This window comes from Lysobacter antibioticus HS124, from assembly GCF_000336385.2.
Lineage (GTDB): Bacteria > Pseudomonadota > Gammaproteobacteria > Xanthomonadales > Xanthomonadaceae > Lysobacter > Lysobacter firmicutimachus.
Map to the genome: position 1 here is coordinate 66,922 of NZ_HG424620.1, position 24,391 is coordinate 91,312.

The 24,391-nt window shown below is 64.3% G+C and carries 6 protein-coding genes; 3 read left to right on the plus strand and 3 right to left on the minus strand.

Annotation, left to right across the window (positions count from 1 at the left end; genetic code table 11):
* Nucleotides 1-152: 152 nt before the first annotated feature.
* A complete protein-coding gene (gene katG / locus TX83_RS22170) occupies nt 153-2,333 on the minus strand; it encodes a catalase/peroxidase HPI (protein ID WP_064750157.1) in 2,181 nt (726 codons plus the stop codon).
* Nucleotides 2,334-2,840: 507 nt separating this feature from the next.
* On the opposite strand from katG, the gene TX83_RS22175 reads away from it, so the two are divergent.
* Nucleotides 2,841-3,050 carry a hypothetical protein gene (locus TX83_RS22175; protein WP_064750158.1) on the plus strand — a complete coding sequence of 70 codons (210 nt, stop codon included), beginning with the start codon at nt 2,841-2,843 and terminating at the stop codon, nt 3,048-3,050.
* A 51-nt stretch (nt 3,051-3,101) separates the two neighbouring features.
* Here TX83_RS22175 and TX83_RS22180 read toward each other — a convergent pair whose 3' ends face one another.
* Nucleotides 3,102-6,464 (minus strand): AAA family ATPase, encoded by a 3,363-nt coding sequence (locus TX83_RS22180; protein ID WP_261370248.1) that lies wholly within the window; start codon nt 6,462-6,464, stop codon nt 3,102-3,104.
* A 106-nt stretch (nt 6,465-6,570) separates the two neighbouring features.
* On the minus strand, nt 6,571-9,114 hold the full coding sequence (gene mutS / locus TX83_RS22185) for a DNA mismatch repair protein MutS (RefSeq protein WP_064750160.1): 2,544 nt from the start codon (nt 9,112-9,114) through the stop codon (nt 6,571-6,573).
* Between the two features lie 775 nt (nt 9,115-9,889).
* Here mutS and TX83_RS22190 point away from each other — a divergent pair.
* Both TX83_RS22190 and TX83_RS22195 read left to right on the plus strand, forming a co-directional pair.
* Nucleotides 9,890-11,587 carry a ShlB/FhaC/HecB family hemolysin secretion/activation protein gene (locus TX83_RS22190; RefSeq protein WP_079248386.1) on the plus strand — a complete coding sequence of 566 codons (1,698 nt, stop codon included), beginning with the start codon at nt 9,890-9,892 and terminating at the stop codon, nt 11,585-11,587.
* 49 nt (nt 11,588-11,636) lie between these two features.
* Nucleotides 11,637-24,131 carry a C80 family cysteine peptidase gene (locus TX83_RS22195; protein ID WP_087960780.1) on the plus strand — a complete coding sequence of 4,165 codons (12,495 nt, stop codon included), beginning with the start codon at nt 11,637-11,639 and terminating at the stop codon, nt 24,129-24,131.
* Nucleotides 24,132-24,391 lie beyond the last annotated feature (260 nt).

The window sequence follows — 24,391 nt, forward strand, 5'->3', positions numbered from 1 at the left end:
GCCGATGGACGGGCATTCGACGATGATCGATGGCGTTCGCGTCGACTGAAAAACCGACGCCCGGCCGGAGCCGGGCGTCGGAGGTCGCGGACACGGCTCCGCGACGGGGAAGCGCTGCGGACGCGATGAGCGCGCCCGCCGTCGCGGCCCGATCAGGCCAGCTCGAAACGATCGGCGTTCATCACCTTGTTCCAGGCGGCGACGAAGTCGTGCACGAACTTCTCCTTGGCGTCGCCGCTGGCGTAGACCTCGGCCAGCGCGCGCAGCTGCGAGTGCGAACCGAACACCAGGTCGACCCGGGTCGCGGTCCACTTCAGTTCGCCGCTCTTGCGGTCGCGGCCTTCGAAGCTGTCCTTGGCGTCGGAGGTCGCCTTCCACACCGTGCCCATGTCGAGCAGGTTGACGAAGAAGTCGTTGCTGAGCGTGTCGGCGCGATGGGTGAACACGCCGTGCCGGCTCTGCCCGGCGTTGGCGCCGAGCACGCGCAGGCCGCCGACCAGCACGGTGAGTTCCGGTGCGCTGAGGTTGAGCAGCTGCGCCTTGTCGATCAGCAAGGACTCGGCGCTGGCGCCGAACTTGCCGCCGAGATAGTTGCGGAAGCCGTCGGCGACCGGCTCGAGCACGGCGAAGGAATCGACGTCGGTCTGCTCCTGGGTCGCGTCGGTGCGCCCCGGGGTGAAGGGCACCTTGACCGCGACGCCGGCGTTCTTGGCCGCCTGTTCGACGCCGGCCGCGCCGGCCAGCACGATCAGGTCGGCCAGCGAGACCTTCTTGCCGCCGGACTGCGCGGCATTGAAGTCGCGCTGGATCGCTTCCAGGGCCGACAGCACCTTGGCCAACTGCGCCGGCTGGTTGACCTCCCAGTCCTTCTGCGGCGCCAGGCGGATGCGCGCGCCGTTGGCGCCGCCGCGCTTGTCGGAGCCGCGGAAGGTCGAGGCCGAGGCCCAGGCGGCGGAGATCAGGTGGGCGATCGGCAGACCGTAGGCGAGGATCTTGTCCTTCAGCGCCGCCGCGTCCTGCTCGTCGATCAGCGCGTGGTCGACGGCCGGCACCGGGTCCTGCCAGATCAGCGCTTCGGCCGGCACTTCCGGGCCGAGGTAGCGCGCGCGCGGGCCCATGTCGCGGTGGGTCAGCTTGAACCAGGCGCGGGCGAAGGCCTCGGCGAACTGGTCGGGATTTTCGAAGAAGCGGCGCGAGATCTTTTCGTACGCCGGGTCGAAGCGCAGCGACAGATCGGTGGTCAGCATGGTCGGCGCGCGGCGCTTGTTCGGGTCGAAGGCGTCGGGAATGGTGTCGGCGCCGGCGCCGTTCTTGGCCACCCACTGGTGGGCGCCGGCCGGGCTCTTGCTGAGCTCCCACTCGTAGCCGAACAGATTGGCGAAGAAGCCGTTGCTCCACTGGGTCGGGGTGCTGGTCCAGGTCACTTCCAGGCCGCTGGTGATGGCGTCGCCGCCGAGGCCGCTGCCGTAGCTGCTGGCCCAACCCAGGCCCTGCTGCTCCAGTTCGGCGCCTTCGGGCTCGCGGCCGACGTGCGACTCGGGGCCGGCGCCGTGGGTCTTGCCGAAGGTGTGGCCGCCGGCGATCAGGGCCACGGTCTCTTCGTCGTCCATCGCCATGCGGGCGAAGGTCTCGCGGATGTCGCGCGCGGCGGCGATCGGGTCGGGATTGCCGTTGGGGCCCTGCGGATTGACGTAGATCAGGCCCATCTGCACCGCGCCGAGCGGGTTTTCCAGCACCCGGTCGCCGCTGTAGCGCTTGTCGCCCAGCCAGGTGGTTTCGGCGCCCCAGTAAACGTGTTCTTCCGGTTCCCACACGTCGGCGCGGCCGCCGGCGAAACCGAAGGTCTTGAAGCCCATCGATTCCAGGGCGACGTTGCCGGCCAGGATCATCAGGTCGGCCCAGGAGATCTTGTTGCCGTACTTCTGCTTGATCGGCCACAGCAGGCGGCGCGCCTTGTCCAGGTTGCCGTTGTCCGGCCAGCTGTTGAGCGGGGCGAAGCGCTGTTGGCCGGCGCCGGCGCCGCCGCGGCCGTCGGAGATGCGATAGGTGCCGGCGCTATGCCAGGCCATGCGGATGAACAACGGGCCGTAGTGGCCGAAGTCGGCCGGCCACCATTCCTGCGAATCGGTCATCAACGCGTGCAGGTCCTGCTTCACCGCGGCCAGGTCCAGGCTCTTGAACGCCGCGGCGTAGTCGAACTCCTCGCCCATCGGATCGGACTGCGGACCCTGCTGGTGCAGCATCTTGAGGTTGAGTTGGTTCGGCCACCAGTCGCGGTTGGAGGTGCCGCCGCCGGCGGCGTGGTTGAACGGGCATTTGCTTTCAGTCGACATGGTGTAGGCCTTTGACGGTGAAGGGACGACGGTGGGAATCGTTGCAGCGGACGCCGACGAGCGGGCGGCACGCCGCGCTCGCGGTTGTTCTAGGAGGGGGGAGGGAGGACGTCGATAGACGCGGCGGCGCTGCGTTTCGCTGCGGCGCAGCACGTAGCGACGGCGACAGCCGCGTTCGGGGCAAACACACGTTGTGCGTCCTGCTGGCTCATCGCTGGCGGTCCGTGTCTTGGGGACAACGGGACGATAGGGCGGCGCGATCTCGATGTGAAATCGATCCTTTCGACGTATCCGATAGGGCTGGGCTATGACAGAGCACACTTGCCGGGTCGCGTCGTCGGGCGATGATGCGAGCGCCGCGTTTGCGGCGATGTGACCGTGCGCGGGAATCGCGTCGCCGCGTCGTCGTCGCAGGCCGCGCAGTCGGTCGCGGATCGCGGTTCGGCGGGTGCCGATACTGGCGCGGGCGCCAGCCGGCGTCCGACCCTGTCTAAGGAGAGATCAGGAATGAAGCGTATCGATGCGACCCGTGCGGCGTTCGTCGCGCTGGTGTTCGGGCTGGGCTTCGGCGCCACCGCGTTGGCCTACGACCCCGACTGCTACAGCGCCTGCCAGGAATTGATGAACGATTGCCGCGCGCAGGTCCCGCCGGGCGGCAGCAGCGCCCATTGCAGCCGCGCCTACCGCGAGTGCCTGGCCGGTTGCGAGACCGGCTGATGTACCGGCGCGGCGGACGTCCGCGTCCGCCGCGCGCCGCGCCGTCGCGGCTCAACCGTTCTGGATCACGTCGAACTCGCCGCCGAGCACGCGGTCGAGACGGCCGCTGCGCCAGCCGCGCACGCCATCGCGCACCAGCGGCGACGGGGCGTGGCGGTAGCGGCGGACGATGCGCCGTTCGCCGTCGCCGGCCGCCTGCGGCGTGCGTGCGCGGCCGGGCAGGTCGGGCGCGACCTGCACCGACAACGAAACCCGCTGGGTCACGCCATCGTCCTGCTCTTCGTAGACGTGCAGGCCGGATTCGTCCTGCAGCAGGTCGTAGGCGCCGAAGCCGCTGACCGCGAGCCAGGCCCGGCAGCGCTCGGCATCCTGGCGCAGCACTTCCACCCGCATATTGCGTCGCTGCGCCCAGGCCAGGTACATGCCGAGCAGGCGCTGCCACCACAGGCGCAGCTCGGCGCCGTGGCGCTGCTGCGCGGCCGCGTCGGCGTCGATTTCCAGCAGTGCGTCCTGCGGCCGCTGCGCGCGCAGCGCGGCGACCGCCGGGTCGAGCAGGAACAGCAACTGCGCCAGGCGCCCGGCGAACTCGTCGTTGCCGCCGTCCTGGTGCAGGCGCCGGTGCAGGCGGCGGGCGGTGTCGAGCGCGCTCTCGATGCGGTCGCGGCGTTCGATCCGGTCGAGCACGCCGTGGCGATCGGGCGCCGACCAGAATTCGGCCTGGGCCATGCGGGCGTAGTCGGCGTCGCGGGCCGCGCTCCAGTCGCCGTCGTCGACGGCGTTTTCCAGATGCTGCAAGTGCGCGTCCAGGCGAGCGGCCGTCTCGGTGCCGGCGGCCGGCGAATAGACCAGGTCGCGCAGATCGCCAAGCGCCGCCGCCGTCGCGCGGTCGCGCCCGGCCGCGGCGGTCTGCGCCGAGGCATCGGGATCGATGAACTGCACCTCGAGCCGGTCGCCGGCGCTGCGCACGAACAGAAACTGGTCGCCCTGCGGCGCGCGGTGTTCGACGATGCTGCGCGCCAGCGGCGCCAGCAGGTAGTGCTCGATGGCCCGGCGCAGCGGGCGCGCGCCGAGATCGGGGGTGAAGCCGCGGTCGAGCAGGAATTCGATCGCCGAGGGCTCCCATTCCACCGCCCAGTCGCGGTTGCGCAGGCCGCGCCGGGTCAGCACGCGCTTGAGTTCCTTGTGCAGGATCTCGCGCATCAGGCTGCGGTCGAGCGGGTTGAACAGCACCACCCGGTCGAGGCGGTTGATGAACTCGCGACGGAAGGTCTCGAACAGCGCCTTCTCCACCGCGTCGCGCGAGTAGCCGCCGCGCACCGCGGTGAAGCCGGGGCCGGCGTTGCGCGAGATGGTCGAGCCGACGTTGCTGGTGAGGATGATGATGCTGTGGCGGAAGTCGGCGGTGTGGCCGCTGCGGTCGCTGAGGCGGGCGTCGTCGAACACCTGCAGGAACAGGTCCCAGACCTTGGGGTGGGCTTTCTCGAATTCGTCCAGCAGCACCACCGAGAACGGCTGCTCGCGGATGCGCGCGGTCAGCGAACGCACGCCGCCGCTGCCGCCGCCGTCGTCGGCGGTCAGGCGCCAGGCCGAGTCCTCGGACTGGAACTCGCTCATGTCCAGCCGCAGCAGACGCTCGTCGCTGCCGAACAGCAGCTCGCCGAGCGCCTTGGCCAGCTCGGTCTTGCCGGTGCCGGTGGGGCCGGCGAACAGGAACACGCCGATCGGCCGCGCGCTGTCGATCAGGCCGGCCTTGAGCAGGGCGATGCGGTCGAGCAGGGCGTCGACGGCTTCGTCCTGGCCGAGCACGCGTTGGCGGAAGAAACCGCGCAGCCGCTCCAGGTCCAGACTCTGGCGGTCGTCGACGATGTCCAGCGGCAGGCCGCTGCGTTCGGCCACCGTCGCCAACAGGCGCTCGCCGTCCAGCGGCAGCGCCGGCGGCGGCTGGTTCAGCGCGCCCTGCAGGGCGTCGCCGAGCAGGCGCAGCAGGCGCCCGGGCTCCTGCTGCTCGGGGAAGTACTGCGCGGCCATGCGCGCGGCTTCGGCCAGGGTGCGCTCGTCGGCGACTTCGCGGCCCAGGCGCGCGGCTTCCAGGCGCGCCCATTCGCTGGCGATCGGCGCCAGCGCGGCCGGGTCCAGCGGCGCCAGCTGCAGCAGTTCGAAGTGATGCTTGATCACCGGACGCGCGACCAGCAGTTCGGCCAACTGGCGCGGGGTCACCTCGCCGATCAGGCGCAGCTGGCCGCGCTCGATCGCCGGCAGCACCAAGTCGAGCAGGCCGCGCGGGTCGCGCGAATGCGCGCCCTTGGCCAGCAGGTCGAAGAACTCCGGCGCGCGCCACAGCGCGCGTCGGCGGTCGAGCACGGCGAGCATTTCGCGCACGCGCCCTTCCAGTTCGCCGATGTAGCTCTGTCCGGACAGCACTTCCGCCGCCGAGGCTTCGAACACCAGCCAGCCGTCGCCTTGCAGGCGTTCGACCAGCAAGTCGACCAGCACGGTCTTGCCGACGCCGTGTTCGCCGACCACCAGCACCGAGCCGCCGCCGTCGCCGTCGAAGGACTCGCGCAGGCGTTGCAATTGCTGCGCCAGCGCATCGTGGACGATGCGCACGGCCGGCTTGGGGCTGGGATTGACCCGGCCGAAGGCGCCGAGCACGCGGGTCTCGCGGCGCGCGCCGGCGATGCCGTCGAGCCGGTCCAGCAAGGGCTGCAGCAGCGGCGACTGGAACTTCTGCAGCAGCTCGCGCAAGTGCGCGGCCTGTTGTTCGTCGAGTTCGTCCAGGCCCTCGGGCGCCGGCGCCGGCGGGAAGGCGGCGGCCCATTGCAGGTAGTCGCGCAGTTGTTGCCGGGTCGGGGCGAAGTCCCACCACCAGGCCTGCGCGTACCGCATCAGCCGCGGCAAGGCGCTTGCGTCCGGCTGCCGTTGCAGGTGTTCGAGCAGGAAGTGCAGCGGATAGCCGCCGAACTGGCCGGCGTGGTCGACGACCGCGTCCAGCGCCACGTCGGTGCGTCGCGGCAGGGCCTTGGCGATCATCGACTGCAGCACGTAGCCGCTGCCGTTGAGATGGCGCAGCAGTTCCTCGGCGCTGAAGGCCTCGCCGGCGAGCAGGTCGGCGCCCTGGTGGAATTCGGCCAGGGCGAGCAGGTCCTGCGGGCGCTGGATGCGTTCGTCGACCGCATCGATGCGGCGGATCAGCGCGAACAGGCGGTCCTGCGGGGTTTCCTCGCCGGTCTGCGCGACCGGCGGCGTGGCATCGCCGCTCTCGCCCTCATCGGCGCTGGCATGCGCGGTGTCGTCGTCGCCGGCGTCGCCGGTTGCGGCGAGGGCCGATTGCGCATTCGCCGGCGGCGGCGTTCGGTAGAGACGGGCGAGAATCAGGCCAGCGACCACGCCGACCACGAATAACAAGGCTTCCACGAGCGCTCCGGTGTCCGTTCCGGGCGTCAGTGTAGCGGTGGCCGCGCGCCGGGGACTGCGAACGCAGGAGGCGAAACCGCGCCCGGGCCGAGCCGGGCGCGGCGGCTCAGCTCAGCGCTTTGATCCGGTACAGCGCTTCCAGCGCCTGCTTCGGGGTGAGTTCGTCCGGATCGACCGCGGCCAGCGCGTCGAGCGCGGCCGAGGACGGCGCGAACAATCCGAACTGCTGCGGCGCGTCGAGCGCGGCCTGGGCGAACGAAGGCTTGGGCGTGTCGCGGCCCTGCTGTTCCAGTTCGGCCAGGCGTCCGCGCGCCTGCTTGACCACCGACTTGGGCAGGCCGGCCAGCGCCGCGACCTGCAGGCCGAAGCTGCGGTCGGCCGGGCCGTCCTTGACCGCGTGCATGAACACCAGTTGCTCGCCGTGCTCGACCGCGTCGAGGTGGACGTTGGCGATGCCGTTGCCAGGCTCGGCCAGCGCGGTCAGCTCGAAGTAGTGGGTGGCGAACAGGGTGTAGGCGCGGTTGTGGTGGGCCAGATGGCGCGCGCAAGCCTCGGCCAGGGCCAGGCCGTCGTAGGTCGAGGTGCCGCGGCCGATCTCGTCCATCAGCACCAGCGAACGGTCGGTGGCGTGATGGAGGATGTAGCTGGTCTCGCTCATCTCGACCATGAAGGTCGACTGGCCGCGGGCGAGGTCGTCGCCGGCGCCGATGCGGGTCAGGATGCGGTCGATCGGGCCGATCGTCGCCCGCGCCGCCGGCACGAAGCTGCCGATGTGGGCCAGCAGCACGATCAGCGCGTTCTGGCGCATGTAGGTCGACTTGCCGCCCATGTTCGGGCCGGTGATGACCAGCATGCGGCGGCCGTTGGCCTCGTCGAGGATCAGGTCGTTGGGTTCGAACGGTTCCTTGCGCACCGCCTCGACCACCGGATGGCGGCCGCGTTCGATGCGCAGGCCGGGCTGCTCGCTCAATTCCGGCAGCGACCAGTCCAAGCTCGCCGCGCGCTCGGCGAAAGCGCACAGCACGTCCAGCTCGGACAGCGCCGCGGCGCAGCGCTTGAGCGGTTCCAGGCGTTCGTTGAGCGCGTCCAGCAGCTGTTCGTACAGCAGCCGCTCGCGCGCCAGCGCGCGTTCGCGCGCCGACAACACCTTGTCCTCGAACTGCTTGAGTTCTTCGGTGATGTAGCGCTCGGCGTTGCTGAGGGTCTGGCGGCGGGTGTAGTGGGTCGGCGCCTTGTCGGCCTGGGCCTTGCTGATTTCCAGGTAATAGCCGTGGACGCGGTTGTAGCCGACCTTGAGGGTCGGGATGCCGCTGCTGGCGCGTTCGCGCGTTTCCAGGTCGACCAGGAACTGATCGGCGTTGGTCGACAGCGTGCGCAGTTCGTCGAGTTCGGCGTCGTAGCCGGCTGCGAACACGCCGCCGTCGCGGGCCAGCACCGGCGGCTGCGGCACGATCGCCTGCGCCAGCAGGTGCGCGTGCTCGTCGTGCTCGCCGAGTTCGGCGCACAGCGCGGCCAGCCGCGGCGCGTCCAGCGGCGAGAGCAGGCCGCGCACGTCCGGCAGCAGGCCGAGGCCGTCGCGCAGGGTCGACAGGTCGCGCGGGCGCGCACTGCGCAGGGCGATGCGCGAGAGGATGCGCTCCAGGTCGCCGAGCGCGCGGAAGCGCTCGCGCACCTCGTCCCCGACGCGCGATTCGATCAGCGTCGCTACCGCCTGATGGCGATGGCGCAGCGTGTCGCGATCGCGCAGCGGGCGGTGCAGCCAACGCCGCAGCAAGCGCCCGCCCATCGGCGTGACCGTGCTGTCGAGCACGCCGAGCAGGGTGGTGCGGCTGTCGCCGTCGATGCGGCTGTCCAGTTCCAGATGGCGCCGGGTCGCGGCGTTCATCGCGATCGCGCCGTCGCCGGACTCGATCGCGATCGAAGTCAGATGCGGCAGGCGCTGTTTCTGGGTTTCCTCGACATAGCCGAGCAAGGCCGCGGCCGCGGCGATCGCCAGCGGCTTGTCTTCCAGGCCGAAACCGGACAGGTCGTGCAGGCCGAAGAAACGCAGCAGCTGGCGGCGGCCGCTGTCGCTGTCGAACAGCCACGGCGGCCGCCGGCGCACGCCGGTGCGCTCGGCCACGAACGGCGCCCAGCCGTCCTCGTCGGCGACCAGCAGTTCGGCCGGCTCCAGCCGCGCCAGCTCGGCTTCCAGCGCGTCCTCGCTGGCGACTTCGTTGACCAGGAAGCGGCCCGCGGCCAGATCGGCCCAGGCCACGCCGTAACCGTGCTTGCCGCGCGCCACCGCCAGCAGCAGCGTATCGCGGCGCTCGTTGAGCAGGGCTTCGTCGGTGACCGTGCCCGGGGTGATGATCCGCACCACCTTGCGTTCGACGATGCCCTTGGCCAGCGCCGGGTCGCCGATCTGCTCGCAGATCGCCACCGATTCGCCCAGCGCGACCAGGCGCGCCAGGTAGCCCTCGGCCGAATGGTGCGGCACCCCGGCCATCGGAATCGGCTGACCGGCCGAAGCGCCGCGCTGGGTCAGGGTGATATCGAGCAACCGCGCCGCCTTGCGCGCGTCGTCGTAGAACAGCTCGTAGAAATCGCCCATGCGGAAAAACAGCAATACGTCCGGGTGCTCCGCCTTGGCGGCGAAGAACTGGCGCATCAGCGGGGTATGGGCGTCGTTATTGCGGGCGGAGGATTCGGAAGCGGACACGTAGCGCGGCGTTGGACGATGAACGGGGCGGCGCGGGGCGCCGGCGGGGTGACAGTATGCCAGTCCGGGTGGGGTGGCCGCCCGGCGGGGTGGCTAGGCCGAGTCGGCATCGGCTGCGCAATATTTGGCCAGTCACCTTGCTAGCGAGAGTGCTCTCAGCTTCCAGGGCTAGCAGCCGCCTCGACGGCTGCGAGACCGTCGGTGAGCTGTCTGCAGCTTGTCTATGGCGTAGGCGAGATGCGTTGGCGCAGCTCGGAGAGCTGAGGTCAAGTCGGACTGCTCCTTATTGAATCGAGATCGTAATGATTGTTCGAGCCGTCAGCATGGGCTGGTCCAGGGACTGGGCGGGAGCAAAAGGGCGAGCATCGCCATCGGCCAACGCCACGCTTCACGCTTAGAGAAAGATGCCCAGAGAGGTTGGGGGACTTGCGGGCCTTCGAGATAAGCACGACAGCAAAAAAATGTGTGAAATGGATCAAATAAGACATGTCTTAGTTCGGCCGCTTCGCGAAAACGATCGTCTAGGAACTTTGCCGATGGAGGTGCCAATAGAAGGCATCTAAATTGTGATGCATGTTCGGATTTGCGTCCATTGCATCCCCTCTCTGCGCCGAAAAGTGCGCATTCCGGCGTGCTCGCCGGCAACGCAGTCCCAACTCTCCAGCGTCGGACTGCATTGCGCATACGCTGTCGGGCGTGAGCGACAGATGGACTCGAGGCTCACATGATTCCTTCTAGGCGAAAATTCCAAACAAAGGTCCGTGCATTGGTGATTGGCGGAATCTGGCTGCTGCCAGTGCCGATCTGCTATGCGCAATCGCACGGCATGGCGCCTCCCAATGAACTCGATGCGGTGCGCAACCGCCTTGAACGGCAACGCCTGGAAGAGAACATCCAGCGGCAACTGGACGAGGAGAAAAAGCGGCCTGTGCCGGAGACGTCCCAGCGTCAGGGAACTGCAAGCGAAGGTGGGGCGGCCTTCCTAATAACCAAAATCATCGTGATTGGAGATCCGGAGGCATCGGCAGCTAGAGATAAGGTACTGGCGCGCTATGAAAACACCCGCATGGGCGCAGGTGAGATGCTGGCCTTGGTCCGAGATCTGACGAACTATTACGGTCAAATGGGCTATGTGACCACTACGGTCACTTTGAATCGGCAAAACATAAAGTCGGGCCTGTTGCAAGTTCAGGTGAACTGGGGGCAGGTGCAGGGCTGGCGAATCGATGGCGCTCCGGCGCGAACCTGGCGACAACGCTTGTTGCTGGCGACGCTGCCGAAAACGACCGGACGCAAACTCAATATACGCGACATCGATCAATCCGTAGAGATTCTTAACGGAGGCTTGGGCGCAGCGACGATCGATATCGTGCCGGCGGAAACGCTTTCGTATTCGTATCTGAATATCGCGCAGCGACGTTCGAAGCCCTGGGGCTTCAGTGTAGGGCTCGATAACTCCGGAACCGGAGATCATGACGCCGGGCGCTATCGCGTGAATGCCGAACTGATGTTCAAAGGGGCGGGTAGCGACTTCTGGGGCGTTAGCTACGGTCAGCGCTACTTTCGCGAAGGCCCGGACCAGGAAAAAAATTGGAGCGCGTACGGCACCGTGCCGTTGGGCTACTGGGACTTCGAACTGCGTCACACCCGATCGGAATACAAAAGACTTATCGGCGGGAATTTCGGGCGCTATTTGTCGAGCGGCCGTTCCGAAGACAATAGCCTAAAGGTCGAACGGGTTTTCGGTCGAGAGCAGACCGGCAAGTACACTTTTTTCGCGCGGCTCGCCCAGCGCAGCAACGAAAACTTCATCGACGGCTATCGGCTCGACGTCAACAGTCGCAAGTACACCGATATCTCGTTGGGCCTGACTCGCGTCGGAAAACTCGCCGGTGGCGTCTACTACCTGGATGTCGCCTATGGAAAAGGATTGAGCTGGCTGGGCGCGAACGACACTCAGCCCGATGTGCGTGGCATCCGGCCGGCGCTGTACGACAAAATATCGGGAAATTTCAGTTGGTCGCGTTCTTGGCAAGGGCGCGCGGCCTTCAACTACGCCGCGCGTGGGGGCTGGCAGTACGGCGACGGGCCTCTTCTGGCGGCCAACAAAATGACCCTGGGCGACGAATTCACCGTGCGCGGATTCAAGGGCGGCACGGTGTATGGCGACAGCGGCGCATATCTGTCGAACACTTTGGAACTGCCTCTCGCAAAAGGACGCTTGACACCCTTCGTCGGTTTCGATTTAGGCGTCGCCAAGGATCGCGGCCGCCCATCCGAGCGTCTATCGGGCGCGGTAATCGGAATCAGAGGGCAAACCGCAATGACCAGATGGTCGCTGTCTTATGCCAAACCCGTGGATCGGCCCAAGGGCTATCCGGACGAGGCGGTCGTGTATATGACCGCAAATTTGAAATTCTAATCGAATCCCGTGCAAGACGGACCGAAAGCATGCTCATACCAGGTGATATATGAACGCCAAGCTCTACCGCCTCATTTTCGACATCCGAACCGGTGCCCTGATTCCCGTTGCGGAAATAACCTGCGGCGCGAAGAAATCGCCCCAGAGTTCGGCCGGAGGGGCTGGGCGGGCCTTCGTTCCGCGCGCTCTGTGCCTAATGCTGGCGCTGGCTTGCCACTTGCCGGGGAGCGTGCTCGCGCAGGCGACGCCAGACCAAACTGCTGGCGCATCCGCGCCGTCGGTATCAAACACCGCGAACGGCACCGCGTTGATCAATATCGTTGATCCTAACGCGAGCGGACTGTCGCACAACAAGTTCACGCGGTTCGACGTTTCCGCTCCCGGCGTCGTCTTCAACAATAGCCAGGCGGATGGGGTTTCGAAGATCGGCGGGGACACGATCAATAATCCGAATCTGTCCAGGCCCGCAAATGCGATTCTGGCAGAAGTCACCGGTAATGAAGCATCGCGCATTAGCGGCGCATTGGAAGTATTTGGCAAGTCGGCGGATCTGCTCATCGCTAATCAGAACGGCCTTTACGTCAACGGCCTGTCCACGATTAATGCCAATAGCCTGCTTCTGACCACGGGCAGGCCGATTCAGGCCGGCGCTGGGTTCGAAGTCGGCGGTGGGCAGGTCAATATCGCGGGCCCAGTCAACACGACCGGACTGCGATTCTTCGACGTTGTCGCCAGGAGCATCGAGCTCAATGGCGCCGTCGCAGGCGACGCGCAACTGAAGTTTGCAGCGGGTTTGAACGCGTACGACGTCGGGACGCGCGAAGTGCGCAAACTAGCGGATGGCGCGGTCGAAGGCGCGCCGCAATACGCCATCAGCGGCTCGGCGGTGGGTGCGATGCACGGCTCGGCGGTGCAGTTGATCAGCACCGAATCGGGTCTTGGGGTTCGTCACGCCGGAACAATCACGTCCAGCGGCGATATTCACATCTCTTCCGATGGGGCCCTTGTCGTCGAGCGTGGCGCGACCGTCGCTGCCGATGCGGGTGTGCAGGTAAGCGCGGCCGGCTTGGTGAATAGCGGGCGGATCGAGAGCGTGCAGAACGCCGGCTTCGTCCTGGGTAGCTTGGACAACGCGGATACCGGTCAAGTGAGGGCCGGTGCGGCGTTGAATGTGCGTGCTGGCAGCGTGACCAATACGGGCGTGGTCAGCGGCGTGGATGCCCTGTCGCTTTCGGCTTCGGGCCAGGTGGACAATCGAGGTCAGTTGCTGTCCCAAGGCGATTTGAGCCTGAGCGCGGCGCAGATGCTGAATCACGGCGCGCTTGCGCAGGTGTACGGCGGCGTGCGTTCCAGCTTGAATGTGGGCGGCGACCTCGTCAATTCCGATCAGGCCGTGTGGGGCGGTGGCGACGTGACCCTGAGCGCCGGCGGCGCACTGCGCAATGACGGGGCGACTATATCTGGAGCGAAAGTGGATATGCGCTCTGGAGCCGGTGTTTACAACGATAGCGGCGCCTCGGTAGAAGCCAGCGATCGTTTGGACATCAATAGCGACGGTACGTTGAACAACATCGGAGGGAGTCGCATCCTGGCCGACAAGACCGCGACCGTCGCCGCTACAGCAGGGGTCGTCAACGAAGGTGGTTCGTCTATCGCCTCTTCGGGCGAACTCGTTGTCGCCAGCCGAGAGGGCGCGGTGAGCAATAGCGGAAGGGCGAAGCTGTTCGGCGCCAAGGCGGCGACGGTTTCTGCCAAGTCCGGCGTCACCAATTTCGATCAGGCTACGATAGGCTCGCTTGGGGCGCTCGCGATCACGTCAGGTGCGGGTGTGCGAAACAGCAATGGTTCCGGCATCGTGGCGGACAGCGTATCGATTACCGCGACGGGCGAACTCTACAATCAAGCGGCCGAAATCAGCGCGACTAAGAACGTAAGCGCGACGGCGGGTTCAATAGAAAATCGAGAGAAGGGTACGGTCTCGGCGACGTACATTGACCTGAAGAGCGCTGGCTCGATCACGAACGCAGAAGGCGCAATAATCGCGGCGGGCGAGTCCACCAGTCTGGATGGTGGCGAAATCGTCAACGATCAGGCGACTTTGCAATCGGCCGGAAACGCTCAATTTCGAGCGGCGCGCGACATCACCAATACGGGCGGAACGATCGCCGCGACCGATCGGATTTCCATTGCTGCTCGGGCGTTGCGTAATAACAGTCGCGGTACTGTTGCGGCCGGCAACTTGGATATTGCGGCGGCCCGAGTCGATAACACCGGGCCCGGCAGCGCGTTGCAGGCGGCCGATGGGCTGAGCGTGACGGCGGACCTCATTCATAACAGCGGTGAGCTGAGCGCCGACCGAGTTATGGCTAAGGCTGCTCAACTGACTAATAGCGGTCGCATCGCGGCGAGCACTGATGCCAAGCTCAGCGCCGCCGCACTGGACAATCAAACGCAAGGGACTATCGAAGCTGGCCAGGACGCGACGTTGGACGCCGGCTCGTACGCCAATACCGGCAAGATCGTCAGCGGTCGCAACGCCGAGCTGACCCTTCGCGGCGGCGGGGACTTCCGCCTGACCGGCACGACGCTGGCCCCTTCGGCCCATGGCGCCTTGACCCTGAACGTTGGTCGCTACAGCGCGGACCGGGATCTGGAGAACATCGGCGATATACGCATCAATGCGGCCGGCGACATCGACCTCGATAACGGTCTCCTCTCGGGCGGCGATATCGCATTGAACTCGGCCGGCGACATCCGGAACCGCTCCTTGTTGTGGGCGAAGGGCGATATCCAGTTGCGCAGCGACGAGCTGCGGAACGAGTCGGGCGCCGAGATCGAGGCGTTGCGCGATGTCAAGATCGATGCCCGGGCGGTGACGAATGCCGCGGGCGGTCGTATCGTCGCTAAGCGCGATATCGCCATCGACGCCGAGCGGCTACAGAACGAAGTGACCAGTTCGGGCGGGGTGAAAGTCACTGGGGAGTCGAGAGGTAGAAAGGAGCATATCGACTACCATAATGCCATCCGCAAAGACAAGTACGAACTTTTTATCGGTCAGACCTACAACGGCACTTTCGTCGACAAAGGGAAGGGGCTAGAGACGTTGGGCTCCGATATTAAGGTTACGGCTCAAGGCGTCATCGAAGCCGGTGGAGAGATGCGCTTGAATCAAGCCGCGCAGAAAGGCAAGGCTGCGACGGTCAAAAACAGCGGCCAGATCCTGTCTGGTAACGATCTGCATGTGGGCGGAACCGTCGAGAACATCGGCGTGATGCGTCAGGTGAGCTTGCAGGAGTATCTGCAGCGCGAGACTTACATCGAAATTAAGGTGAAAGCGCTGGAGCAGCGGGGAAACAAGGAATTCAATAGCCTTTGGGAACTGCTCGACAATATCTACTCCAAGGAATGGAGCGAGGGTCTCGGCATCGCTGGGATTAATTGGGACTCGCGCGAGGTGAATTATGCGATCCAGCAGTTCGAAGATATTCCGGTCTACAATCAGCTGCTATCCAAGGTTTTCGGACCGGATTGGAGGGCCGTAGACTACGATACGCTGATTGAGCGCTGGAATGCGTTCAAGGGAAATGTCGCAAGCAAGGATCCGCTGAAGTTTACGGCCGATAAGCCGGCGACCATTGCGGCCGGCGGCAGCGTTCTGCACGCCGATGGCAGTGGGGCCTTCATCAATGGCGACGGCGCCAAGCGCGAAAACAATAAGCCGTTAACTGTCTCCGTCGGGTCCCGGCAAGTGGAGACGGTGGAAGGCAACTTCGCCGTGGCGGTCAATCTGGGCGAGTTGATCCAATCCTTGCGGCCGGCGGATGTGTGGAAAAACGCGCTGAGCGGGGTCGGAGCCAAGAAGTTCGTTCCCAATCGCGCGCAGAGTCCCGACAAGGCCGCCAAGTCCGATCCGGGCATCTATCCGCTTTATGAAACGCGACTGCCGTTCATCGATCAAAGCCAGTTCTACGGTTCGGAGTATTTTTTCCAGCAAGTCGGATACAACCCGGGCCGCACGATCAGCGTGATTGGCGACAACTATTTGATCAACGAGCTGATCGACCAGCAGGTCAAGCGGCTGACCGGCGGATTCCTCAATTCCTACTACCATTCCAATGGCCTGCGTCTGGCCCAACAGCTGCTGTTCAATGCCGGCCAGGTCGACGACGCTATCGGCTTGACGGTCGGGGTCGAGCCGACCCGGGCGCAGCTGGACAAACTTGATCGCGATATCGTCTGGCTGGTCGCGACGCAGGTCGACGGTCAAGACGTGCTAGTGCCGACGCTATATCTGGCATCGAAGACGTTGACGGCGATCAAGGAAGGGCGTGCCGATGGCGTAGCCGGCGTTTCCGCAGGCAAGGACGTACGCATCAGCGCTGACGCCGGCGGTGTTTCGAACGTCAACGGTTCGATATCTGCGCGTGGTAATGTGAAGATCGATTCCACGTCGACGGTCGACAACGCGTCGGGCGTGGGGTTGGATGGCGGAATTCGCGCGGGTAGGAAGATCGAAATTTCCGCGAAGGGCGACGTCACCAATGTGGGCGCCTCGATTGCGGCGGCCGATGTGGCGGTCAAGACAGAAGGCTCGTTCGCCAGCCAGGCCCGAACTACCTACAACGACAAGGGCGACTTGATCGTCGCGGACAAGGGCGCTGTCGATGCCACGGGCCGAGTGTCTATTCAGGCGGACAAAGACATTAAGTTGCAAGCGGCACGGATAACCGGCAAGGATATCGAGCTGACGGCGGGCAACGATGTCCTGACCAGCGATATCCACGAGGTTGAATCCCGGCTTCAGCATAAGACCGGCAGTGCTGGTTTCCTTGGTCTTGGCTCCTCCAGCGAAACCACCAAGACGGTGAGCGCGATCGCTCAGGGCACCCAAATCGTCGCGAGCGGAGAAGGCAGCACGCTCAAGGTTGAGGCCGGTCGGGATATAGCGCTGGAAGGAGGCGAATACGCGGCCGACCAGGGCACCTTCAAGGCCGGACGGAATTCGACGGCGAAGACGTCGCAAGACTACAGTCATACCGAAACTAAGGTCGTCAAAGAAGGTCTGGTGGTGGGCGTGCAGGGAGGTATCGGCGGCTATGGCGCGGGCGCCGAGTGGGGCCTGGATGGCCCCAAGGTCGCCGTGGCGACGCCGCAGAACCAGTCTGCGGGCAGTGATAAGGTGATAACCGGAGAGCTGGGCAGTGCCCGGATCGGCTACGAGCGTGTAGAGGAAACGACCACGCACGATACGGTCAAGAATCGCAATGCCAAGTTTAACTTCGGATCCAAACTCGATGTGATCGCCGGCGGCACCGCTGATTTGGGCGGCGCCGATATACGCGCGGTAAAGGGCGAGGGAGACAATCGTGTCAACGGCGATATCTCCATCGTCGCGGCCGACGTCAAGACCACGAAGTACGAGGACGTGGACGAGCGTAGCACCCAAACCAAAAATACTTTCGCCGGTCTGAGCAGCTCGGTTCAAAGCTCGGTGGCCGACACAGTCGGAAAATCGATGACGTTGGCGAACAAGACCAAGGAGGGCATGGAAGTCGACCCCGGTCTGACCGCACTCCAGGCGGCTGGCGATGCGACCAACCTGGCGTTCAATGATCTTGCCGCCTCTTCCACGAAAGTAGGGATCAGGCACGAAGAAACTACGTCGAAGTCTTCGACCCGAAGCGAGAACACCAGCTCGATCGTCGGCAATATCAAGATCAAGAGCACTCAGGGTGATATCGCCTTGAGTGGCGTCACTTTGGATGGCGGAAAAGGGTCGGTGGAGTTGGACTCGGCTCGCGATATCAAGCTGGGCGCTGCCAAGACCACCACGCATTCGGAAAGTACGACTCAGTCTCACGATGTTACTCTGCTCGAAGCCAGCGCGTCGGTGGCGCCGGGCGGCGCCGGGATTGGCTTGTCTACGGGCTATCAGGGCAGTATCGACAAGACGGTCGAATCCGGTGCCAGCTATTCCCATACCCAAGTAAATGGTGGCTCGGTCACGCTGAAGTCCAAGCGCGATACCGCGCTGGTGGGCGCAACGGTCGAGGCGGACGATGTCACGCTCGATGTCGGCCGCAATCTGAAGGTCGAGTCTGTCCAAGACACCAGCCAGATGCGGCACGAGACCGGCAACTGGGGCGCTACCGTGGGCGCGGCCGTGACGACGCAGAGCATCGTCGCACCCACGTTCTCGGTGAACGGCGGCGGCGGGGCGGACTACGACAACAGCGCGCTGACCAATACCCAGTCGGGGATCAAGGCATCGAAAAACCTGGTGGCTAAGGTCGGTGGCAACGTTCATCTCAAAGGTGGGCATCTGGTCGACGAGAACGGCGGCGGAAGTCTCGACGTCGCTGGGCGCATCGTGGCCGAAGAATTGCAGGACTCACGGCATAAGGACGGCGGCAGCGGCGGCGGCGGCGGAGGTATCAGCAAAACCGGTTTGGCGTCGGTCGACCTGTCGATCGAGCGCGTCGATCAAGTGCACTACGAGGCCACTCAGCATGCGACATTGGCAGGCTTAAGCGTCAACGCGGCCGGCGGCACTCGAGGCAGGGTCAATACAGACGCTAGAAAGCTCGAAACCGTCACCGAAGATAGGAAAATCGCCGGAAACTCCGCCGGCATCACCATCGGCGTGGGCGACGTAAAAGAATCACTGGGAAAGAAGATCGGCTCTTCGGATAGCGGAAAGAGCGGCGCGTCGGACGGAAGTCGCTCTTCGCGCAAAGCGGACGATGCAGCGACTGCTCCGCGCAAACCCGAAGCCGAATCGGTAGCTGCGAAACCGGACGGCACTACGAGCCCTGCTCAGGACGACGGTCGTTCTCAGTCGGTCGCCGGCGATGCTTCGTTGCAGGTGCAACTGCCGCGCGTGGCCGAAAGCACCGATACCCGCGGCGGCGACCGAGGTCGCATCGGATTGGCCGACAATCAGCGGGCGGGCCGCACGAATCCGGCAGTGGTTCCCAATGCGCCGAGCAGGTCCAGCGGCGAATCTGTTGCTACGAAGCCGGACGGGGTTGCCAGCCCTGCTGTTGGTGACGGCCGTTCTCGATCGGCCGCTGGCGATGCTCTATCGCGGACGCAGGCGCCGCGCGCGGCCGAGAGCGCCGACGGTGCCGGCGGCAGTGAGCGAGGCCGAGGCAGGGTGGGTAACGACCAGGAGACGGGACGCACGAATCTGGCAGAAGTGCCCGATTCGCCGAACGGCCGTGCCGTAGATGGCGCCGATACCGAGGTAGCGCAGTCGGACGCTGCGCGTTCGGTGGTAGCGAATGGAGATGATCGACAGGGGCCTGAGGTGGAAGCGGGCCGTTCGCAATCGCTGACGACGGTGAACAAGGACTCCGCTGACGCGGCCAAGCCGACGGACAAATACGATCAGCGCGTGATCGTGCAGTTGGAGTCCGACGCGACCAGCGAGGCGTCCGCGAAGCGGATCTTCGACAAGCATCCGGATAATAGCGTGTTGATCAAGCGCGACGCGCTGGGCAACCACGCCGTAGTGGAAGGCGAGCTACGTGCCGAAGGCGGCCGGACCAAGCTCGAGTTGGTCGGCCACGGCGATGGCGCCGGAGACGGAGCGGGCAGCACGCGTCTGGCCGGACTGGACGCAGCCGGGCTGGCGCAGGAAGTTGCAGGGCTGCGCGACGAGCTGTCGCAAGGTGGTCGGGCGCAGGTGGACCTGGCCAAGGTGAATACCGTGGGCTGCGATACCGGCAGCTGCACCCGTCCGGGTTTGGCGCAGGACGTGGGCCAAGACCTGCAGGCGCGTGGCATCGATGTGCCGGTCAAGGGCTACGATGGCCGTGTTGGGCTGACCGAGACCGGGCACAAACGTCCGGTTGAAGAGGGCGGGCTGGGCCGTAATCGTCGCGGTGACGGCCGGACCGATGCCGATGGCGGGCAAAAAGTGCTTAGCGACGATGTGGTGAGAAACGAATTGGACCGTTACCGTTCGAGCGTGCCCGACGCCGAACTGGCCAAATTGAAGCAACGGCTGGGCGCGGTTCAGACTAAGGAGTTCGAGAAGGCCGCTGTCGATAGGGAGCGAGCGGAGGTTCTTGCTTCGATGCTGGAAGGCGCACCGCAATCTTCGATCGATAAGGCCCCAAAGGCCAAGGCTAAGGAGCGCTTGGAACAAGAGTGGAAGTCGTTGACCGCCGAAATCAAGAGTTTGGCGGAAAGCGAGAATTCCGAACAAGCATGGAGTCGGATCCTAGAGAGCCATCAGAAAAAGCTGTCCGACGATGATGCGTTCAAAACGCTGAAGTCTCGGGTCGACGCTTTGGTGTCGAATGACTTCCAGAAGAAGGCTTCGCAGCGGGAATTGGCTGCGATTTCGCACGATCTGCAAAAATCCGTTGCGGAGTCCCAGAAACCGACCAATCCGGCGCCGCGGGATATGGCTCGGGGGCCCACCGAGGTGATGACCAACTGGATGTCCGGGGTACAGCAGACGATCAGCGAACTGCCGTCTGGTCCGGCTCGCAAGTCATTGGAAGGATTGTTGGCCGACGCAGAAAGTCAGTGGCTTAAGCACGACCTAAAAACTGGCGACGTACGGTCGATGTTGGAGAAGGCAGTGACGTCTCTGGGCAGTGGCGAGGTTCCGCAAGGCCGGAAGCTCAAGGATCTGGCTGCGCGCTTGGATGGCGAACTTGCTGAATACGGCCGGGATCAGCAGCCGCCGGCGACGCGCCTATTCGACAACGTTTACGGGCGCACCTTCGAGACTGCGATGGTCGATCATCTCGTGCGCAATCCACCCGAGGACGTCAAGCGGTCTATGGAGCAGTTCGGAGCCGCGCTGTGGAAGTCCATCGCCGAAAAGGAAAGCGACCGCAACTTCGATAGAGCAATCGAGACCTTGCGTAGCACGCTCGACAAGAGCGATAACCGGCGCTTCTGGATGGCCGAGTTCGAAAAGAAGAATCCGGAGTACAAAGAGTTTCTTTCGCTCACGTCTCCGGCGGATCCGGATGCGTATGACAAGGTGGTGGCGCGCCGTAAGGAGCTATTGAAGACGATTCTGAACAAGCCGGTTCAGGACGGCTTGGACGTCATCGCTCGCCCGTTCTTGGCAGTCAAATTGGCCACCGAACTTAAAAGTGGCAGTAGCGGGAGTATCGAGTTGCCCGGCGTGAGGACGGCGAACGACAACTACGGGGCTATTCAGTCCTCGGTTGGACGGGTCGATCCGGGCAATATCCTCAAGATTGGCCAGCGTTCCACGCAGCTTGCCGCAAATGCCGCGCCGCCGGACATTCGCGAGAAGGTAATACCCTCGGGCCGCATGGCGGGTATTACGTTGGCCCATCAACCGCCAGCGGCTGGTACGTCCGCCGATGGAGGCTCCTCCAAGCGGCCGACTCTCAGTAACGAACCGATCTATCCGGATAGCGAGCGCTTGAGGGAGTTGTCGGGCGCGCACAAGAGCGAAAAGCCGACTACCGCGGCCATGCTCGAACTGGAAAATGGCATTCCATTCGGTTCGGGGGTGTCGGGCTCGACCAACCTGATCGTCCATATGGTGGATGCAGCCAACAAGAAGGGCGCACAGATCGATCCTCGTCACGCGATGCTGGCCGCCGGAATGTTCCTCACCTACGACGGCGGGCACTCGTTGCACGAAATGCTGTGGACGCTGAACCAGACCGAAGGCAAGGCGAAGCACGGCATCCTCAACGGGCATCAAACTGTCGAGCCGGACGCTTCGAAGTTCAAAGCGGACTACCAAGCCTATTTCGACGGTTTCAAGAACGATCCCAAGACGAAGGCGTTGTTGGATCAGGCGGTTAAACGCGGGTTCGATGCGATGCGCGACTTGCGCAGGGAGCGAGTGTGCTGCGATCCGTTCGCTCCGGCGGAACGACCCGAAGACGCCGGCAAGCGGACGGGCGGCGCCTCGAAACCTACGGACAAGTACGACCAGCGTGTGCTCGTAAATTTGCAGCCAGGCGACGCGATCAGCGTGCAGTCGGCGCGGCGCGCGTTCGAAAAGCACCCGGATAACAGTGTGCTGATGGAGCGCGACGCGCAAGGCAACCATGTCGTCGTGGCCGGCAAGCTGCACCCCGACGGCGGCCGGACCAAACTCGAACTGTTCGGCCATGGCGATGGTGCCGGAGGCGGCACGAGCAGCAAGCGTTTGGCTGGGCTGGACGCGGCTGGATTGGTGCAGGAAGTGACCGGACTGCGCGACGAGTTGTCGCAAGACGGTCGCGCGCCGGTGGACTTGGCCAAGGTGAATACCGTGGGCTGTGATACCGGCAGTTGCACCCGTCCGGGTTTGGCGCAGGATGTGGGCCGAGGCCTGCAAGCGCGCGGCATCGATGTGCCGGTCAAGGGCTACGATGGTCGTGTGGGTCTGAATGATGGCGGGCAAAAGCGTCGGGTCGAGACCGGCGGACTGGGCAGGCCGAGCGATACGTCGGCTGACGAGTCCGACCGAGGCGGCGACGCGAGCGCGTCTGCGCCGCCGCTGGCCGCAGGTCTGCCGCCGCCGCCGCCGCCGCCGTCGAGCGGGGCGGACTTTGCGAAGTTGATGGCAGGTGCTGCCAGCAAAATGAAAATGAAAGCGGAAGCGGAAGCGGCCGCGGCGAAGCAGGAGGTGGAAAAGCAGGGAATAGCCGGACTAACGGACACTGAGGCTGCATTGATACGGACGTATTCCGGTCAGAGCTACTCGCCTATCAATAAGTTCCTGCGCGGCCAGGAGAATACATGGGCGTTGAGAGATATGCTGCTGGCGAAGGGCTATTTAAATGACGAAGATACCCCCCTTAATTCGGCCGAATTTGAAGGTGCAGCGCGCGCGTTCTTGGGGGATATGACACGGGCGATGCTGAAGCTGCCGCCGCCGCAGGGCCTGGAGGTCACGTATCGTGGTTTGGCTTTGGATACGGCTGGACTGGAGGGTTTAAAGCGCTCTTACATGAGTGTAGGAAGTATTGTTACCTCGGAATCTTTTCTGAGCACCTCGCCGAGTAAGTCGTGGATTAATGACACCATTTTGGTAATCGATTTGCCGCCGGGGCACGCTGCACGTGATATAGGGGCGGTCGCCGCGTTTAAGGGCGAAGACGAGGTGCTGATGCCGCCGGGAACGAAGTTGCGCATCGATGAAGTACTTGTTCCCGAGAACCCGAAATTCATGGAAAAGCGCGAATCGTTGCCGTTGTCGGATACTTCTAAAGGCAAGAAGGATGGAATAAAGCGAATCATCAAGGTCACGGCGCTTCCGTATGACGCGAGCAGTTTCCCCGACAGCGTTGGACAAGCGCCCAAGGTGGAGGCGGACGGTTCGCAATTGTCTGTGACGGCAGGTGCTGGCTCTGCGAGGGCTTCGAAACCGGCTGAAGGGCGCGGTCAGCGCGCTCCCGATCGGGCCGGAGCGCCGAAGACGACGCAAGTGGCATTCGGCCGTGGTGTTTCCAGCCCTGCGCGTCCGGAGCCCTTGCAGCGGGGCACGGGTATCGGCGGCGGTGCGGGCACGGGCGTTTCATACCCGCCGCTGAAGTCGAAGACTGGTGCGGGTACGGCCGAAACCGGGCACAAACGCCAGGCCGAAAGCGGGTCGAGCGCGAGTGTGCCGAAAGACCGTGCGATCATCGAGCAGGTCGAGCGGGAATTCGTGACCCCGCAACATCGACTGGCGATCGAAGAGGCCTCGCGCCAAGGCAACTTTGCGATCAGTTTCAGAGCGGCCGGCCCGGCTACGTTGGCGGCTCTTGAAAAAGGCGCTGCAGCGAAAGGACACGACATCCTCGAAAAAACTATCAAATCGTCGTCGATGGCGAAGGCTTATGGGGAGAACTCTCCTGAAATGCAGAAAGTGCGCGACGCCGGAATCGAAGGCTACGTAGGCCATTGGGACAAGAACGGAAAACTCAAAGGGATCTATCTCAGCAGTGATCACGGTCTTGGCGACGCGGTCGATGGCAATGTCTATCCGATCGACATGGATCGGCTGGAAGAATCGTTGAGCGCGCTCAAGGAAAAGGGGAATTGGCAAGCGCTGCCGTTCACCGGCGACTACGACGCGCACGACATGCTGACGTTCCGCGGGGCCGGCCGGCCGCATACGCCGTTGGTCGGGTCCAAAACCGAACGCTCGATCATGGGTGGAATCAATCGATCGGTTGCCGCAGTCGACGAGAATCGTCCCGTCGAGGCCATCGAGCACAACGTGATTCGACACGGTCCGCAAGTGAACTTTTCTAGCTACATGCTCAAAAACGAAGCTAGCAAAGTCAAAAAGGATGGAGGGCTTCTGGGCGTGGTGGCTAGGCCGGGTGAGTTCCCGGTAGCGATGGTGGACCGCGGTAAATGGTCGATCATCAACGATGCCAACGAACTGGCCGAGTACTACAAGAGCGTCGGCGCCCGGGTGAAGGAAACCTGGAACCCCGATGGGGTTAGGACGTTCAAGGATTCGGCGACCAGGCCCGGTGTCGTGAACTATGGCCGTAGCGACGATAAGACCGCCAAGCCCGCTGTTCCGAAAGTGCAGAAACCAACTACTGGCAAATGAGGATGTTGCGCGCTTGCGACTCGGGAAGGCCGGGACGCAACGCGCGATGCCTCCCTCTATCGTCAGCAGTAGTAGGAGATGCCGCTGCTCCTTGGGGCATGCGTGCTATGCACGGTACCATCTGGCCGTTGGCGTAGTCTCGGCCTCTATGGTTCATGTGTCACCGGTTGCGCGATCACTATCGCGTAACCGGTGCCGTGGCGATGGCTCCGCGGCGCGCTACGTCGTTCGAATGGGCGAGCCAGACAAGCGAGCCTCTA

Excerpts from the sequence above, each read along its gene's own strand:
- katG (WP_064750157.1), bottom strand. The coding sequence starts at position 2,333 with ATGTCGACTGAAAGCAAATGCCCGTTCAACCACGCCGCCGGCGGCGGC.
- TX83_RS22175 (WP_064750158.1), top strand. The coding sequence starts at position 2,841 with ATGAAGCGTATCGATGCGACCCGTGCGGCGTTCGTCGCGCTGGTGTTC.
- mutS (WP_064750160.1), bottom strand. The coding sequence starts at position 9,114 with ATGCGCCAGTTCTTCGCCGCCAAGGCGGAGCACCCGGACGTATTGCTG.
- TX83_RS22190 (WP_079248386.1), top strand. The coding sequence starts at position 9,890 with ATGATTCCTTCTAGGCGAAAATTCCAAACAAAGGTCCGTGCATTGGTG.
- TX83_RS22195 (WP_087960780.1), top strand. The coding sequence starts at position 11,637 with ATGAACGCCAAGCTCTACCGCCTCATTTTCGACATCCGAACCGGTGCC.